This is a genomic window from Actinomadura livida (genome assembly GCF_014648675.1).
Lineage (GTDB): Bacteria > Actinomycetota > Actinomycetes > Streptosporangiales > Streptosporangiaceae > Spirillospora > Spirillospora livida.
Genome location: NZ_BMRO01000004.1, coordinates 199,319 through 214,269, shown reverse-complemented (window position 1 = coordinate 214,269; position 14,951 = coordinate 199,319). Strand labels below are relative to the sequence as shown.

The following is a 14,951-nucleotide window of genomic DNA, read 5'->3' as shown; positions in this document are numbered from 1 at the left end:
CGGCCGTTTCGCAAGAAGAGCGGTGAACGGCGCTCCACCATGACGGCGGATCGCCCTGCCATCTCCTGCTCCGCAGGAGTCCGTTTCCTCCCCCGCCTGAAGGCAGGGGTTTCCGCAAGGAGAGCCCGATGCACCACCGCGCTGCAGGCCGAGGGCCTGGGCAAGAGATACGGGAAGCGCTGGGCGCTCTCCGACTGCACACTCGACCTCCCGGCGGGACGGGTCATCGGCCTGGTCGGGCCGAACGGCGCCGGGAAGACGACGCTGCTGAACCTGGCGGTCGGCCAGCTCACGCCGACCGCGGGCGGCATCCGGGTCCTGGGCGGACGCCCCGCGAGCGGGCCGGAGCAGCTCGCCAAGGTCGGGTACGTCGCCCAGGACACGCCCACCTACGCCGGGCTGACCGTCGCCGAGCACCTGAAGCTCGGCGCGCGGCTCAACCCGGGCTGGGACGACGCCCTCGCCCGGGACCGCATCGAGCGGCTCGGCCTGGACCCCGCGCGCAAGGCCGGGAAGCTGTCCGGCGGGCAGCGCGCCCAGCTGGCCCTCACGCTCGGCATCGCCAAACGCCCTCGGTTACTGGTGCTGGACGAACCGGTCGCCGCGCTCGACCCGCTGGCCCGCCGCGAGTTCCTGCAGGGCCTGATGGAGGCCGCGGTCGAGCACTCGCTCAGCGTCGTGCTCTCCTCCCACTTGGTCATGGACCTGGAGCGGACCTGCGACTACCTGGTCGTGCTCGTCGAGTCCCGCGTCCGGGTGGCCGGGGACGTCGACGACCTGCTCGCCGCCCACCACCGGCTGACCGGGCCGCGCCGCGACCCGGCGACCCTGCCCGCCGGCCAGGAGGTCGTGTCCGAGAGCCACACCGACCGGCAGAGCACCCTCATCGTCCGGACGGACGGGCCGATCCACGACCCCGCCTGGACGGTCGGCCAGGTCGGGCTGGAAGACCTCGTCCTGGCCTACATGGCCTCCTCCCCGTCCCGTCCGAGCCTGGAGGCGATCCGATGATCTGGCTGACGCTCCGGCAGTTCCGCCTCCAGGGCGCGGTCGTGTTCGCCGGCCTCGCCGTGCTCGGCGCCGCCCTGTTGATCACCGGGCCGGGCCTCGCGGACGAGTACGCCGCCGGGACCGCGTCCTGCGCCACCGACAACGCGTGCGAGGAGTTCGCCCGGCAGTTCGTCATCAAGCACCAGGCCCTCTACGGCGCGCTGCTCGCCATCGTGGTCGGCCTTCCGGGCCTCGTCGGCGTCTTCTGGGGCGCGCCCCTGATCGCCCGGGAGATCGAGGCGGGAACGCACCGCCTCGCCTGGAACCAGAGCGTGACGCGCACCCGCTGGCTGGCCGTCAAGGTCGGCCTCGTCGGGCTGGCCTCCATGGCGGCCGCGGGGATCGCCGTCTTCGCCGTGGACCGGTGGTCCGACCCCCTCGCCGCGGCCGCGGCGCCCCGCTCCTCGCGGATCATGCCGCTGCTGTTCGACGCGCACGGCATCGCCCCGGTCGGCTACGCGGCGTTCGCGTTCGCGCTCGGCGTCACCGTCGGGGTGCTCGTCCGCCGCACCCTGCCGGCCATGGCGATCACGCTCGCGGTGTTCGCCGCCGTCCAGGTCGCGGTGCCGCTGTGGGTCCGCCCGCACCTCATCCCGCCGGAGCGCGGCGCCGTCGCGATCACGTCCGGCAACCTGGACTCGCTGATGCTGCACAACGACAGCCTGACCGTGCGGACCCAGGCGGGGGCCGGGACCTGGACGCTCGAGAACCACACCGTCGACGCGTCCGGCCGCAAGGTCGAGAAGCTGCCCGCCTCCATCGGCGCGGGCCCGTGCGCACCGCCGGGACCCAGGCCGGGCTCGGACGCGCCCCCCGGACCGGCGCAGGAATGCTTCGACGCGTTCGCGCAGCAGGGCTACAAGCAGTACGTGGTCTACCACCCCGCCGATCGCTTCTGGCCGCTCCAGTGGGCCGAGACGGGGCTGTTCGCCGTTCTCACCCTGGGGCTGACGGGGTTCTGCTTCTACTGGACGCGCCGCCGCATCTCCTAGAAGTCGCTGACCGCCACCGGTGCGTCGTTCGCGCGTCCCACGCCCCACATCGTGGACGCACCGGTCACGGCGACGCCGTCCAGCGTCACTCTGGCCGGGACGTCAGGGGGTCAGCGTCAGCGTGCGCTGGATCTCGTCGGCGGTCGCGCGCATCCGGTGGGCGGAGCGCTCGACCCTGGCGAGCTTGGCGGGGCGGCAGGAGATGGCGAGGGCGCCGACGATGGTGCCGGTGGCGTCGGTGACCGGGACGGCGGCGCAGGCGGTGCCGAGGGCGTACTCCTCGCGGTCGTACTGCAGGCCGCCCGGCGATTCGAGGGACCGGAACAGCCGGCCGGGGTCGGTGATGGTGTGCGGGGTCAGGTCGACGAGCGGGTGCCGCGCCAGGTAGTCGCGGCGGCGCTCCTCGTCGAACTGGCTGAGCACGCACTTGCCGATCGCGGTGGCGTGCGCGGCGTCCTCGAAGCCGACCCAGACGTCGACCCGCGGGGCGCGCGGGCCGTCGGCGATGTCGATCAGGCGGATCTCGTCGTCCATGTGCATGCTGAAGTACGCCGCGACGCCCAGCTCGTCCCGCAGGTCCATCAGGGTGGGGCGGATGCGCGCCAGCAGTTGCTGCGCCCTGCTCTGCCCGTGCAGCGCCTCGACCCGCTCGCCCAGCACCCAGACGCCGTCCGGCAGGCGCGTCGCGTAGCCCTCGTGCGCGAGGGTGCGCAGCAGGTGGTAGGTGGTGGCGAGGGGCAGCCTCGCCTCTCGCGCGAGCTGCTTGGCGGGCGCGCCGCTCGGACGTGCCGCGACCACTTCCATGAGCCGCAGGGCGCGCTGCACCGATGCGATGAGTGTGGGTTTGCGTGTCTCATCCATTACCCACAGCGAACCCCTCTGGCCTGGTTCGGTCAAGGCCTCGGCGACGGTCGTCCCATTGGATCACTCCTGACGTGCGCGTGCGGAGGGTTTCCCGATACGGCCTGGGGAATGGGCGCTCACATGTACGGGACTACTCAGAAGTACGACCGGGGCGTAACTTCGGGGCGGAGCCATGGCGCATCCGAGGACCCGCCCGAGGAGGACGCATGAGCCAGACAAGACCCGCGCGCGCCGACCGGCCCGCGCACGTGGACGAGCGGACCGCACGGAAGGTCGCCGAGGAGGCGCGGGAGACCGAGTGGCGGCTGCCGAGCTTCGGCAAGCAGCTCTTCCTCGGGGACTTCCGCCTCGACCTCGTCCACCCGCATCCGCGGCCGGACGACGAGGCCTGTGGCAAGGGCGAGGAGTTCCTCGCCCGGCTCACCGAGTTCTGCGCCACGAAGATCGACCCGGCGCTGATCGAGCGGGAGGCGCGGATCCCGGACGACGTCATCGCGGGCCTGCGCGAACTCGGCGCGCTCGGCATGAAGATCCCCGAGAAGTACGGCGGCCTCGGCCTCAGCCAGCTCTACTACGGGCGGGCGCTGATGGTCGCCGGGTCGGTCAGCCCGGCGCTCGCCGCGCTGCTGTCGGCGCACCAGTCCATCGGCGTCCCGCAGCCGATCAAGATGTTCGGGACGCCGGAGCAGAAGGACGAGTGGCTGCCGCGCTGCGCCCGCCAGGTCAGCGCGTTCCTGCTCACCGAGCCCGACGTCGGCTCCGACCCGGCCCGGCTGCGCGCCACCGCCGTCCCCGACGGCGACGAGTACGTCCTCGACGGCGTCAAGCTGTGGACGACCAACGGCGTCGTCGCCGACCTCGTCGTCGTCATGGCGCGCGTCCCGAAGCAGGACGGGCACCGCGGCGGCATCTCCGCGTTCGTCGTGGACATGGCCACGCCCGGCATCACCGTCGAGAACCGCAACGCGTTCATGGGGCTGCGCGGCATCGAGAACGGCGTCACCCGGTTCCACGACGTCCGCGTCCCCAAGGCGAACCTGATCGGCAAGGAGGGCGCGGGCCTCAAGGTCGCGCTGACCACCCTCAACACCGGGCGGCTCTCGCTGCCCGCGATCTGCGCGGCGAGCGGCAAGTGGGCCGCCAAGATCGCGCGGGAGTGGTCCCGGGAGCGGGTGCAGTGGGGCCGGCCGGTCGGCGAGCACGAGGCCGTCTCCCGCAAGATCGCGTTCATCGCGGCGACCGCGTACGCGATGGAGGCGATGCTCGACCTGTCCAGCCAGCTCGCCGACGACGAGCGCAACGACATCCGGATCGAGGCGGCGCTGGCGAAGCTGTGGTCGTCGGAGATGGCGTGCCGCGCCGCCGACGAGCTGATCCAGCTGCGCGGCGGCCGCGGCTACGAGACGGCCGAGTCGCTCGCGGCGCGCGGCGAGCGCGGGGTGCCCGCCGAGCAGCTGTACCGCGACCTGCGGATCAACCGGATCTTCGAGGGCTCCACCGAGATCATGCACCTGCTGATCGCCCGGGAGGCGGTGGACGCGCACCTGTCGGTCGCCGGCGACATCATCGACCCGGAGGCGTCCGCGGGGAAGAAGGCGCGGGCGGCGGCGAAGGCGGGCGGGTTCTACGCGCGCTGGCTGCCGACGCTGGTCACCGGGGCCGGGCAGCGCCCGAAGTCGTACGCCGAGTTCGGGGCGCTGGCGCGGCACCTGCGGTTCGTCGAGCGGTCCTCCCGCAAGCTGGCCCGGTCGATCTTCTACGCGTCGGGACGCTGGCAGGGCGGGCTGGAGCGCAAGCAGGGCTTCCTCGCCCGGATGGTCGACATCGGGGCCGAGCTGTACGCGATGAGCGCGGTGTGCGTCCGGGCGCAGGCCGACTCGTCCGCGGACGGCCCGCTCGCGAGCGCCGGGGCGGGCGGCGAGGGTCCCGCCACGGCGCCCGGTAAGTCGGCCGTGCTGCTCGCGGACGCCTTCTGCCGGCAGTCGCGCGTCCGGGTCGAGGAACTGTTCGACGGGCTCTGGCGCAACACCGACGCGATGGACGCGAAACTGGCCCGCGCCGTCCTCAAGGGCGACTTCGCCTGGGTGGAGGAGGGCGTGCTCGACCCGTCCATCCCCGGGCCGTGGATCGCGCCGTCCGAGCCGGGTCCGAGCGAGAAGGAGGACGTCCACCGCACCATCGGCTGACCGGGCTTCCGGGCCGGGCAGCCGGGCCGGCGGCCGGGCCGGGCGGCTGACCAGGGCGGTTGACCAGGGCGGACGTGCCCGCGCGCGGCGTGCGGCGGGCGGCGCGCGGTCACCGCGGGGCGTCGGCCGCCCGCGCCTGGGTAGACTGGCCCGGCTTCGCGCCAGAGATCGGACCGTCCGAGCGGATCAGGTCATTCGATCCGGCGAGCGAGAATCCGAGCGCCCACGCACCCAGCGAGCGGGAAGTAATGCATTCACCTGGTCAGAAGAAGTCCATCGCAGGAACCCTCCTCAACCTCGTCGGCAGCAAGCCGAAGAGCGCCGGCGCCGCGCCGGCGCCGCCGGGGGGAGGCGCGGACGGGGACGTCGTCCAGCCCGCCGCCGGAGAGGGCGCGCTGGAGAACCACCTCGGCGGGGACGAGGCCCGCAACTACCGCAAGTACGAGTACGAGACCGTCGCGCCGCACGTCGGGCGGTCCATGCTGGAGGTCGGCTCGGGGCTCGGGCACTTCTCCGAGCAGTTCGCCGGGCGCCTCGACTACCTCGTCGTCAGCGACAACGACCCGTACTGCGTCGGCGAGCTGCGCAAGCGCTACGACGGCAGCGAGGACGTCGAGGTCATCGACCTGGCGCTGCCCGCCGACATCGCGATCCGGCGGAAGGTCGACACCGTCGTGATGATGAACGTCCTGGAGCACATCAAGGACGACGTCCAGGCGCTGCGCGACCTCGCCGCCGTCACCGAGCCCGGCGGCCGGATCGTCATCTGGGTGCCCGGCTACATGCAGCTCTACGGGGACTTCGACCGCAAGGTCGGGCACGTCACCCGCTACACGCCGAAGACGCTGGAGGCGTCGGTCCGCGCGGCGGGCCTCGTCCCCGAGGTGCTCAAGCCGATCAACTTCCTGGGCGGGATCGCCTGGTGGTTCGCGGTCCGCCGGGGCGGCGCCGGCTACCCGGACCCGAAGCTCGTCAAGATCTACGACCGGACGGTCGTGCCGCTCACCCGCACCATCGAGCGCGTGGTCAAGCCGCCGTTCGGGCAGACGGTGTTCTGCGTCGCCCGCGTGCCGCGCTGACGCACCCGCAGGCACGGCCGGATTGGCCGGAACGGGGAAGGGTCACGGAACGTGACCCTTCCCCGTCGCTTTCTTCCAGCCCCGCGAACGGTATGTCGTCCAACACCGCACGCCCCCCGACCGCGAAACTGTGCAGTGGCCGGAACGATGACGGGCCGCCTCTCCGGGCGGCGGAGCACCGCCTGCTTCCGCGGGACGTCACCGCGAAGGCCGGCCACGAAGTTCCCGTGTGGTCCGACGGTTCGGGGGCGGGGGTCCTGCGGAGGGGAGATCCCCGCCACCGAATCAGCCGACCGATCAGCCGACCGGGGTGCCGTTCCGCCCGGCCGGGACGGCGAACAGCGACAGGCGGTGCGCGGTCGCCGCGGCCTCCCCGCGGTTGGCCACGTCCAGCTTCCCGAGGATGTTGGACACGTGCACGCTGGCGGTCTTCACCGAGATGAACAGCGCCTCGGCGATGTCGCGGTTGCTGCGGCCCTCCGCGACCAGGCGCAGCACCTCGTACTCGCGCGGCGTCAGCCCCAGCGGCGCCGCGGACTCGCCGCCGCGGGCGGTGCGGGTGCGGCGCAGCAGGTCGGCGACGCGTTCGCCGAGCGGGACTGCGCCGAGGCCGTCCGCCAGCTCCTCCGCGGTGCGCAGCCGGGCCGCCGCCGCGTCGTGGTCGCCGTCCGCCAGCGCGGCCCGCGCGGCGTTGAGCAGCGCACACGCCCGGCGGTACGGGTTGCCGAGCGCCTCCCACGCCGCCGCGGCCTCCTCCCACGCGGCGAAGTCGAGGACGCCGCGGGCGCGGGCCGCCTCGGCGGCGAACGTCAGCCGGTGCGCCTTCTGCAGCGGGCCGAGGACGTTGAGCCCGGCGGCGCGTTCCTCGATGCGCCGCAGGTCGTCGGCCGCGGCATCGCCTAGCTCGGCGCAGATCGACGCGCCGGTGACCAGCGCGGGCCACGCGTAGCGGGCGTCGTCGGGAAGGCCGGCGTGGTCGAGGACGGGACGCACCGCGTCCAGCCCGGCCTCGGGACGTCCCTCCGCAAGGGCCACGTTGGCCTCCAGCCAGAGGGTGGCGAAGTAGTCCTGGGTCTTCAGCCACTTCATCTTGAGGTTCATGATCTCGCGGGAGCCGACCAGCCGCTTCCGCGCGGTGGCCAGGTCGCCGCGCGCCAGCGCGAGCCAGCCGGACAGGACGAGCAGCGACGTCCTGGTCGTCACGGCCGGATCCTGCTCCATCGCCTGGTTCAGCACGGCGGTCGCCTCGTCCCACCGGCCGAGCGAGACCAGCGGCTCGGCCTGGTTGATGGACAGGAACGTCCCCTGCGTGCGGGCCACGCCGTACTCGCGGGCGAGCTCGATGCCGCGCCCGGCGACCGCGGCGGCCTCCTCGTGCCGTCCCGCGCCCTCCAGGAAATGCGACTTGATCACGTGGAAGCGCAGCAGGACCCGCTGGTCGCCGGTGCTGACCGCCGTCCGGTCGATCTCGGCGAGGTCTTCCTCGTCGAGGTAGTCGACGTCGGCGCAGAACCGGGTGATCAGCGCCTCGGCCTCGGTGACCGGGTCGCCCAGCGCGCGGGCGACCGCGAGCGCCTCGGCCGCCGCGTTGCGCGCCTCGTCGATCTCGGGGGTGAGGCGGACGTAGTTCCCCAGCGTGGACAGCGCCCGCGCGCGCAGCGCCGTCGGCGGGTCGACCGGCAGCATCGCCACGGCGGACCGCAGGTCCTCGACGAAACCCGGGCGCGCCATCTGGTACCGCATGCGCCCGCGCAGTTCGAGCAGCATCGCCACGCGGGCCGGATCGTGGCCGCCGCCCCGCTCCTGGACCGCCTCGACCTCGCGCAGCGCGGCGGTGACGAGCTTGATGCCGCGGTCGTACTCGCCCGCCTCGTCCGCGGCGGCCGCGGCCTGCTCCAGGACGGTGACGTGGTCGGCGCCGATGCGCTCGGCCGCGTCCGGGACCCGGTCCCACAGTTCGAGGACCCGCGACAGCATCGCCAGGCATTCGGCGTAGGCGAGGGCTTTGCGCGCGTCGGCGGCGGCCCGCCACGACGCGGCCAGCGCCCACGTGCTGTCGTGGGCGGACTTCCAGTGGTGGCTCAGCTCGACCCATAGCCGCCCGGACGGCACGAGCCCGGGGTCGTTCTCCAGCGCCTCGGCGTAGCGGCGGTGAAGCCGCGTGTGCTCGCCCGGCAGCAGGTCGTCGTGGATGACCTCGCGGATCAGCGCGTGCCGGAACGCGTAGCCGTCGCCGTCCACCACGAGGACGTTCGCGGCGACGGCGGGGCGCAGCGCGCGGGTCAGCCCGCCGTCGCCGAGGCCGGTGACCGCCGACAGCAGCGCGTGCTCGATGCGGGTGCCGCCGCCGCTCGCGTCGCGCAGCACGTCCTGCGTCTCGTCCGGGAGCCGCTGCACGCCGGCGAGCAGCAGGTCGCGCAGCGACTCGGGCAGCTCGCTCGCCAGCGTGCCGTCGTCGTCGAGCAGCGCCTCGATGAACAGCGGGTTGCCCTCGCTGCGCACGGCGATCCGGTCGACCAGCCCGTGCGGCGGCGTCCCGCCGAGCAGCTCGGTCACGAGCGCGGCGATGTCCGCGCGGGTCAGCGGCGCGATCTCCGCGCGCCGGACCCGGTCGACCCGCTCCAGCCCGGCGAGCAGCGGGCGCAGCGGATGGCTGCGGTGCAGCTCGTCCGACCGGTACGTCACGACGATCAGGATCGGCGCGGTGCCGAGGTTGCGGATCAGGAAGGCCAGCAGGTCGCGGGTGGAGCGGTCGGCCCAGTGCGCGTCCTCCACGACCAGCACGACCGGACCGCGCTCGGCCAGCCGCTCCAGCAGCGTGAGCATGACCTCGAACAGGCGCGCGCGCTCCTCACCGGACGCGGCGTCGCTCTCCGGCTCCCCGAACTCGGGCAGCAGCCGGGCGAGGCCGCCGGTGTCGCCGCGCGGCACGAGCCCGGCGACCCCGTCGGTGCCGATGTCGCGGACGAGGTCGCGCAGGACGGTCGTGAACGGCGCGAACGGCAGGCCGTCGGAGCCGAGTTCCAGGCAGCCGCCGGCGAGCACCCGGGCGCGGCCGTCCACGGACCGGGCGTACTCGCGGATCAGCCGGGTCTTGCCGACACCGGCGTCACCGCCGATGAGCACGGCCCCGGGTGCGGCGGCGAGCGCGTCCTCCAGCTCCGCCAGCTCGGCGGATCTGCCGACCAGGACGGGACTCATCGCACGTGGGCTCACGTCCCCAGCATGCCAAACGGGCCGGACATATCCACCTGAATTTCAGGCCGTGCGACTCCGCCAGGTCTGCCCGCGATGCTCGTCCGGCCCGGCGACGGGGCCTTCGGGCAGCGGCGGGTGGACGGTCGTCCGCACCGGCCCCTCCTCCTGCACCGCACGCCGCCGGAAGTGGTCGAGGCCCAGCATCTCGGCGTGCGACAGCACCGGAGCGACGGGCGCACCGGCCGCGGTCAGCAGCTCGACGGCCTCCGCCCGGGTGAGCTTCGCCACCGCCGCGGTCACGGCCCCGTCCAGCTCCCCGATCCTGCCCAGCCGCTCGACGAAGGGAACGTCCGCGTGCTCGCCGATCCCGAGGGCGTGGCACGTCGCCTTCCAGAGCCGGTCTTCGGAGACCACCCCGAGCGTGATCTTCTGGCCGTCCTTCGTCGGGTAGACGCCGTAGCCGGGCACGGGCCCCGCCCCCGACCGCCGCGTCGCCTCCGGGACGGTGCCGACCCAGTGCGCGAGGACGTCCGCCATCCCGAGGTCGATCCGGTCGCCGGCCCCGGTGGCCCGCGCCTTCATGCAGGCCGCGGTGACCGCGAAGGCGGCCATCGTCGCGGCGGCCATGTCCGCCACCGGAAGCTCGTCGGCCTCCGGCGACACGGCGTCCGGCGGCAGCGCACCCGCGTACGCGCGGTAGTTGATGTCGTGCCCGGGAACGTCCGACAACGGCCCATCGGCGCCGTAGCCGGAGATCGAGCAGTAGACGAGCGCGGGGTTGAGTTCGCGCAGCGCCGCATACCCCACACCGAGCCGGTCGGCGACGCCCGGCCGGAACCCCTCAACGAACACCTCTGCTCCCCCGGCGAGCTCCAGGCACCGCGCGAGCCCGTCCTCGGACTTGAGGTCGAGCACCATGCTGCGCTTGTGCCGGTTGAGGACGTCGAAATGGCTCCGGAACATCCGCATCGGCTCCCCGCCCGGCGGCTCCACCTTGATCACGTCCGCCCCGAGCTGGGCGAGCAGCTGGGTCGCGTACGGACCGGGCCGCCACATCGTCAGATCCAGAACCCGCAGCCCGTCCAGCAGCCCCATGCCCCTCCTCCACCGTCCCGCATCACGGTGCCGCCCCGGCGACGCCCCGTCAAGCGAACGCTTGCTCGTTGTTGACGTGACGTCCAATCGGGGTGAGGCTGGCTCGCAGGGCGACCGGGTGACGGCGGGCGGCGCCACCCGATCCCATACCGGGAGGTGGTTGGGATTAGGTTCTCAGTCTTCTACGAGCACCAGTTGCCGCGGCCTTGGAGTGACGGGCAGGAGCTGAGGCTCTACCAGGACGCGCTCGACCAGGTGGAGATCGCCGATCGGGTGGGGTTCGACTATGTGTGGGAGGTCGAGCACCACTTCCTTGAGGAGTACTCGCATTCTTCGGCGCCGGAGGTGTTTCTCGGGGCCGCTTCGCAGCGGACAAAACGGATTCGGCTCGGGCACGGCATCGTGCAGCTGCCGCCCGCTGTGAACCATCCCGCGCGGATCGCCGAGCGGATCGCGACGCTCGACCTCGTGTCCAACGGGCGCGTCGACTTCGGGACGGGCGAGGCCAGTTCCAGCGCGGAGCTCGGCGGGTTCGGGGTGCGGCGCACCGACAAGCGGGCGCAGTGGCAGGACGCGATCGACGCCATCACCAGGATGTTCGTGGAGGAGCCGTTCGCGGGGTGGAACTCGCCCGACATCCGGATGCCGCCGCGGAACGTGCTGCCGAAGACCGTCCAGAAACCCCACCCGCCGCTCTGGGTGGCGTGCTCGCGCCGGGAGACGATCCAGTTCGCCGCGCGGAACGGGATCGGCGCCCTTTCGTTCTCCTTCGTGGAGCCCGAGGACGCGGGCAGATGGGTGGACGAGTACTACCGCATCATCGAGTCGGACGAATGCGTCCCGGCGGGGTTCGCGGTGAACCCGAACGTGACCGTCGTCCTGCCGATGATGCTGCACGAGGACGAGGCCACCGCGATCGAGCGCGGCATCGACGGCGCGCATTTCTTCGCGTTCGCCCTCGCGCACTACTACGGGTCCACGCCGCACGATCCGGGGCGCACGGACGTGTGGCAGGAGTTCCTGGAGCGGCGCGCCTCGCGCGGTCTGTCCCGGGAGCAGATCATCGCCAACGCCGGGACCCTCAACGTCAACGTCGGCTCGCTGCGCGGCGCGGTGGGGACGCCCGAGCAGGTCGTCGACCTGGTCCGGCGTTACGAATCGGTCGGGGTCGACCAGGTCTCCTTCGTGCTGCAGGCGGGCCCGAACGAGCACGAGCACATCTGCGAGAGCCTGGAGTTGTTCGGGAAGGCGGTGCTTCCGCATTTCACCGAGGGGCGGGAGGAGCGGGAGGCCGCCAAGGCGGAGCGGCTGGCCCCCGCCATCGAGGCCGCGCTCGCGCGCCGGAAACCGGCCCGGACGAGCCCGCCCGGCTACCGCATCGACGAGGAGGCGGAGGTCGCCCGCGCCTCCCGCGGCCGGCGGCCGGTCGAGGACATCCGCGCCGCGGGCCGCAGAAGGTTCCGGCAGGGCTTCTACAAGCTCGTGCACGGCCGTTCCGACGCGCAGATCGAACGCCGGTTCGGCCCCGCGGCGCAACGCGTGTTCTTCGCCGGGATGGCCCGTGCCTACGACCCGTCCGCGTCGGGCGGGTTCACCGGTGAGCTGGAATTCCGTCTGAGCCGTGCGGACGGGGAGGCCGTCTGGACGCTCGGCATCGGCAAGACGCGCGCCCGCGCTCGCCAAGGGCCCGCGAAGGATCCTGCGCTCACGCTCAGTGTGGCTACGGCCGATTTCCTGCGTATTCTCGCCGGAGACGCGAATCCGGCGTCGCTTCTCATGGACGGCCGCCTGGAGCTGAGCGGTGATTTCGAGCTCGCGCCGCGGCTCAGCGAGATGTTCGGCGGGCCGTCCCCCTACTGATGGCGGGTGGCCGTGGTCCCCCGACGTCCACGACCACCCAGAGGTGAGACGCCCGCACCCCGGGTCCGGTTCGAAAAAAGTCAGTACGGCACCGGACGGCTTCGCGGTCTCACCATCGCCGTTCCTCCCGCCGGAAGCCCTCCCACGGTCGAGCAGCGGGACGCCTCCGGCGAGCGCGGCGGCCGTTACCGGCCGGCGGCCCGGCTACTTGGCGGACGGGCGTCCGGCGACCAGGTCGCTCAGCCGGTCGCCGAGCCGCTGCACGGGCCGCCGGTACCGGCGCTCGCGGTTGCGCGCCCACCGCTCCTTCCGGGAGCCCGGCGCGTACCGGCGCCGCGCCCAGGGCGAGTCCGGGCGCGCGAGCCGCACCGCGCCGACCAGCGCGACCACCCCGATGAAGAGCCCGAGGACGCCGGTCCAGATCTTGCCCTTGAGCAGGGCGATCACGGCGACGGCCACGTTGAACAGGAGGGCGAGGGCGATGCCCCACAGGCCGTCGCCGGCCGCGTCGTCCAGTCCCACCGGGTGCAGCCCGAGCAGCAGCAGCCCGGACAGGGCGACGGTGATGAACACGACCTCGACCGACAGCCGGCCCTTCTCGCTCCAGTAGACGTCCCGCAGGTAGAACACGAGCGCGAACTCGTCCAGCACCAGGGCGGCGCCGAGCCCGAACAGGGCCGCGGCGGCCGCCGCCAGCCCGGACGACCCGTCGTCGATGGTCAGCCCGCCAACGCCGCCCACGCACATGAACACGAGGCCGAACACCGCGTGATGGATGTGCTGCCCGCCCGGCGTGACGTTCCCCGGCCACCACCGCACCTGCCGCCGGATCATCCGCACGCTGAACCGGATGAACAGGAACCCGGCGATGAACGCGACCAGGAAGCAGAACAGCCGGAGCCGCCCGGCGTCCGCGATCTCCCGTGTGAACCACTCCCCCACGAGTGAGGCATTCCCCCCGGCGGGCAAGGCGGGGTAACCGCACCGCCAACGGTTCCCTACCGCCGCTCTGCCTTCAACACCGCCCAGACGCTCTTCCCCTCGAACTCCGTCCGGACGCCGTGTTCCCGAGCCAGAGAAGCGACAATTCTCATCCCCCAGCCACCGGGGTCGGGAGCGTCATCCGCGGGTGCTTCTTCGGGCATCGACAGATCGGGCGTGGACACCCGTGGCCTCTCCGGCGAGGAGTCCCACACCTCCACCCGGAGCCCGTCACCCGCGAGAGCCATCCGCAACGCGATCGGCTGGTGAGGCGTGGCCCGCACCGCGTTCGTGAGCAGTTCCGACGCGATGAGCACCGCGTCCTCCGCCGTCTCCTCCGCGAGCCCCCATTGCAGCACCTGCGATTCGACGATCAGACGACCCTGCTGGACGACGTCCGGCAGGGCCAGGAATCCCCGCCGCAAGGCCCGGGGCCCTGCCGCCGTTCTCTCCACCCGAAGCAAGGAGTCCGATATGTCGAATTCGCCCTTTCTGTGATCTCGTCCGACGATCATGCCGTGCACCTCTTCCGTCACTCGACGTATGCGATCCGCCACACATCGTGGAAGCTTCTGGTTATCGTCGGAAGTGGGATCGGCTTTATCGAATTCGATACTTGCGGAGGGCAACTCGTGGTGAATCGGAAGCGACTCGACCCGACCGAGTCAACCGCGGCACTCTTCGGGGCAAAACTCAGGAAGCTTCGGGACGAAGCCGGACTTTCCCAAGCCCAGCTCGCGGAGGCGATCGGCTACTCGAACGACACCATCTCCAAAGTGGAGACCGCCGCCCAAGCCCCGTCCCCGCAGCTCGCCGAGCACATCGACGCCCACTTCGGCACTGGCGACACCTTCCAGGAGCTCCAGCCCCTCGCCGCCAAGGAGGGCATCCCGACCTTCTTCCGCCCCTACGCCGATCTGGAGAGCGGCGCCAACTCGATCCGCGTCTACGAACCGGTCGTCGTCACCGGTCTGTTGCAGATCGAAGAGTACGCTCGCGCAGTCCTCAGCCCTGGTCAGCACGTGAATACCATCGACCTGGCGGTCGACGCCCGCATGAACCGTCAACGCGTCCTGGAGAGGAAGGAGCCTCCGTGGGTGGTGATCGTCATGCTCGAGTCGGTGATCCGGAAAGAGGTCGGCGACAGAGAGATCACCAAGGCCCAACTCGCTCGCGTCCTGGAGCTCTCCAACGAGCCCTACATCAACATTCTGGTCGTCCCGGACGGCGCTCAGGTCTTCCCCGCGGCAGGTTTCACCCTGTTCACATTGGATGACGATCCCGAGATCGCATTCGTGGAGAGCGCGGGCGGCACCGGCCGGGTGATCGAACCGGCCCCTCGGGTGGCGGAGCTCCGACGGCTGTGGGACTTGATCGTCGGCTCCGCTCTCACGGATGTAGCCTCACAGAATCTGATCCGCGAGGTCATGGAGGGCCTGTGAAAGATACGGAGCGCGCTGCGTGGCGCAAGAGCAGCCACAGCAGTCAGGAGGGCGGTACCTGCATCGAACTGGCCTGCCTCGACACCACCATCGCCGTGCGCGACAGCACCGACCCGACCGGGCCCGCCCTCCGGCTCGACCGCCCCGCCCTCACTCGTCTCGTCGCCCGCATCAAGACCGGCGAACTCGACCGCTGACCCCACC

At 72.2% G+C, this 14,951-nt stretch carries 12 protein-coding genes; 7 read left to right on the top strand and 5 right to left on the bottom strand.

Annotation, left to right across the window (positions count from 1 at the left end):
• The first annotated feature begins 39 nt into the window (after positions 1 to 39).
• Both IEZ03_RS10675 and IEZ03_RS10670 read left to right on the top strand, forming a co-directional pair.
• A complete protein-coding gene (locus tag IEZ03_RS10675) occupies positions 40 to 1,011 on the top strand; it encodes an ABC transporter ATP-binding protein (RefSeq protein WP_184888674.1) in 972 nt (323 codons plus the stop codon).
• Positions 1,008 to 2,042, top strand: a complete 1,035-nt coding sequence (locus IEZ03_RS10670) for an ABC-2 membrane transporter-related protein (RefSeq protein ID WP_184888676.1) — start codon at positions 1,008 to 1,010, stop codon at positions 2,040 to 2,042. The genes IEZ03_RS10675 and IEZ03_RS10670 overlap by 4 nt, the downstream gene beginning before the upstream one ends.
• A gap of 102 nt (positions 2,043 to 2,144) precedes the next feature.
• Here IEZ03_RS10670 and IEZ03_RS38530 read toward each other — a convergent pair whose 3' ends face one another.
• Positions 2,145 to 2,903 (bottom strand): IclR family transcriptional regulator, encoded by a 759-nt coding sequence (locus IEZ03_RS38530; protein WP_184888678.1) that lies wholly within the window; start codon positions 2,901 to 2,903, stop codon positions 2,145 to 2,147.
• 209 nt (positions 2,904 to 3,112) lie between these two features.
• Here IEZ03_RS38530 and IEZ03_RS10660 point away from each other — a divergent pair, with 209 nt between their 5' ends.
• Entirely contained in the window at positions 3,113 to 5,092 is a 1,980-nt protein-coding gene (locus IEZ03_RS10660; RefSeq protein ID WP_184888680.1) for an acyl-CoA dehydrogenase family protein, read from the top strand.
• A 248-nt stretch (positions 5,093 to 5,340) separates the two neighbouring features.
• Positions 5,341 to 6,171 carry a class I SAM-dependent methyltransferase gene (locus IEZ03_RS10655; RefSeq protein WP_184888683.1) on the top strand — a complete coding sequence of 277 codons (831 nt, stop codon included), beginning with the start codon at positions 5,341 to 5,343 and terminating at the stop codon, positions 6,169 to 6,171.
• 297 nt (positions 6,172 to 6,468) lie between these two features.
• On the opposite strand, the gene IEZ03_RS38695 is transcribed toward IEZ03_RS10655, so the two are convergent.
• Positions 6,469 to 9,387 carry a helix-turn-helix transcriptional regulator gene (locus tag IEZ03_RS38695; RefSeq protein WP_308427957.1) on the bottom strand — a complete coding sequence of 973 codons (2,919 nt, stop codon included), beginning with the start codon at positions 9,385 to 9,387 and terminating at the stop codon, positions 6,469 to 6,471.
• A 42-nt stretch (positions 9,388 to 9,429) separates the two neighbouring features.
• Entirely contained in the window at positions 9,430 to 10,464 is a 1,035-nt protein-coding gene (locus IEZ03_RS10645; protein WP_184888685.1) for a CaiB/BaiF CoA transferase family protein, read from the bottom strand.
• A gap of 195 nt (positions 10,465 to 10,659) precedes the next feature.
• On the opposite strand from IEZ03_RS10645, the gene IEZ03_RS10640 reads away from it, so the two are divergent.
• Positions 10,660 to 12,324 carry an LLM class flavin-dependent oxidoreductase gene (locus IEZ03_RS10640; protein ID WP_221480888.1) on the top strand — a complete coding sequence of 555 codons (1,665 nt, stop codon included), beginning with the start codon at positions 10,660 to 10,662 and terminating at the stop codon, positions 12,322 to 12,324.
• Between the two features lie 204 nt (positions 12,325 to 12,528).
• On the opposite strand, the gene IEZ03_RS10635 is transcribed toward IEZ03_RS10640, so the two are convergent.
• Complete coding sequence (locus IEZ03_RS10635) at positions 12,529 to 13,266, bottom strand: hypothetical protein (protein ID WP_184888689.1); 738 nt, start codon at positions 13,264 to 13,266, stop codon at positions 12,529 to 12,531.
• Between the two features lie 56 nt (positions 13,267 to 13,322).
• On the bottom strand, positions 13,323 to 13,841 hold the full coding sequence (locus IEZ03_RS10630) for an ATP-binding protein (RefSeq protein WP_184888690.1): 519 nt from the start codon (positions 13,839 to 13,841) through the stop codon (positions 13,323 to 13,325).
• On the opposite strand from IEZ03_RS10630, the gene IEZ03_RS10625 reads away from it, so the two are divergent.
• Positions 13,824 to 14,747, top strand: coding sequence for a helix-turn-helix domain-containing protein (locus tag IEZ03_RS10625; RefSeq protein WP_184888692.1), 924 nt, complete (start codon positions 13,824 to 13,826; stop codon positions 14,745 to 14,747). The two genes, IEZ03_RS10630 and IEZ03_RS10625, sit on opposite strands and share 18 nt — an antisense overlap.
• Positions 14,744 to 14,944: a DUF397 domain-containing protein gene (locus IEZ03_RS10620; RefSeq protein WP_184888694.1), complete on the top strand. Its 201-nt coding sequence runs from the start codon at positions 14,744 to 14,746 to the stop codon at positions 14,942 to 14,944. The genes IEZ03_RS10625 and IEZ03_RS10620 overlap by 4 nt, the downstream gene beginning before the upstream one ends.
• The last annotated feature ends 7 nt before the right edge of the window (positions 14,945 to 14,951 follow it).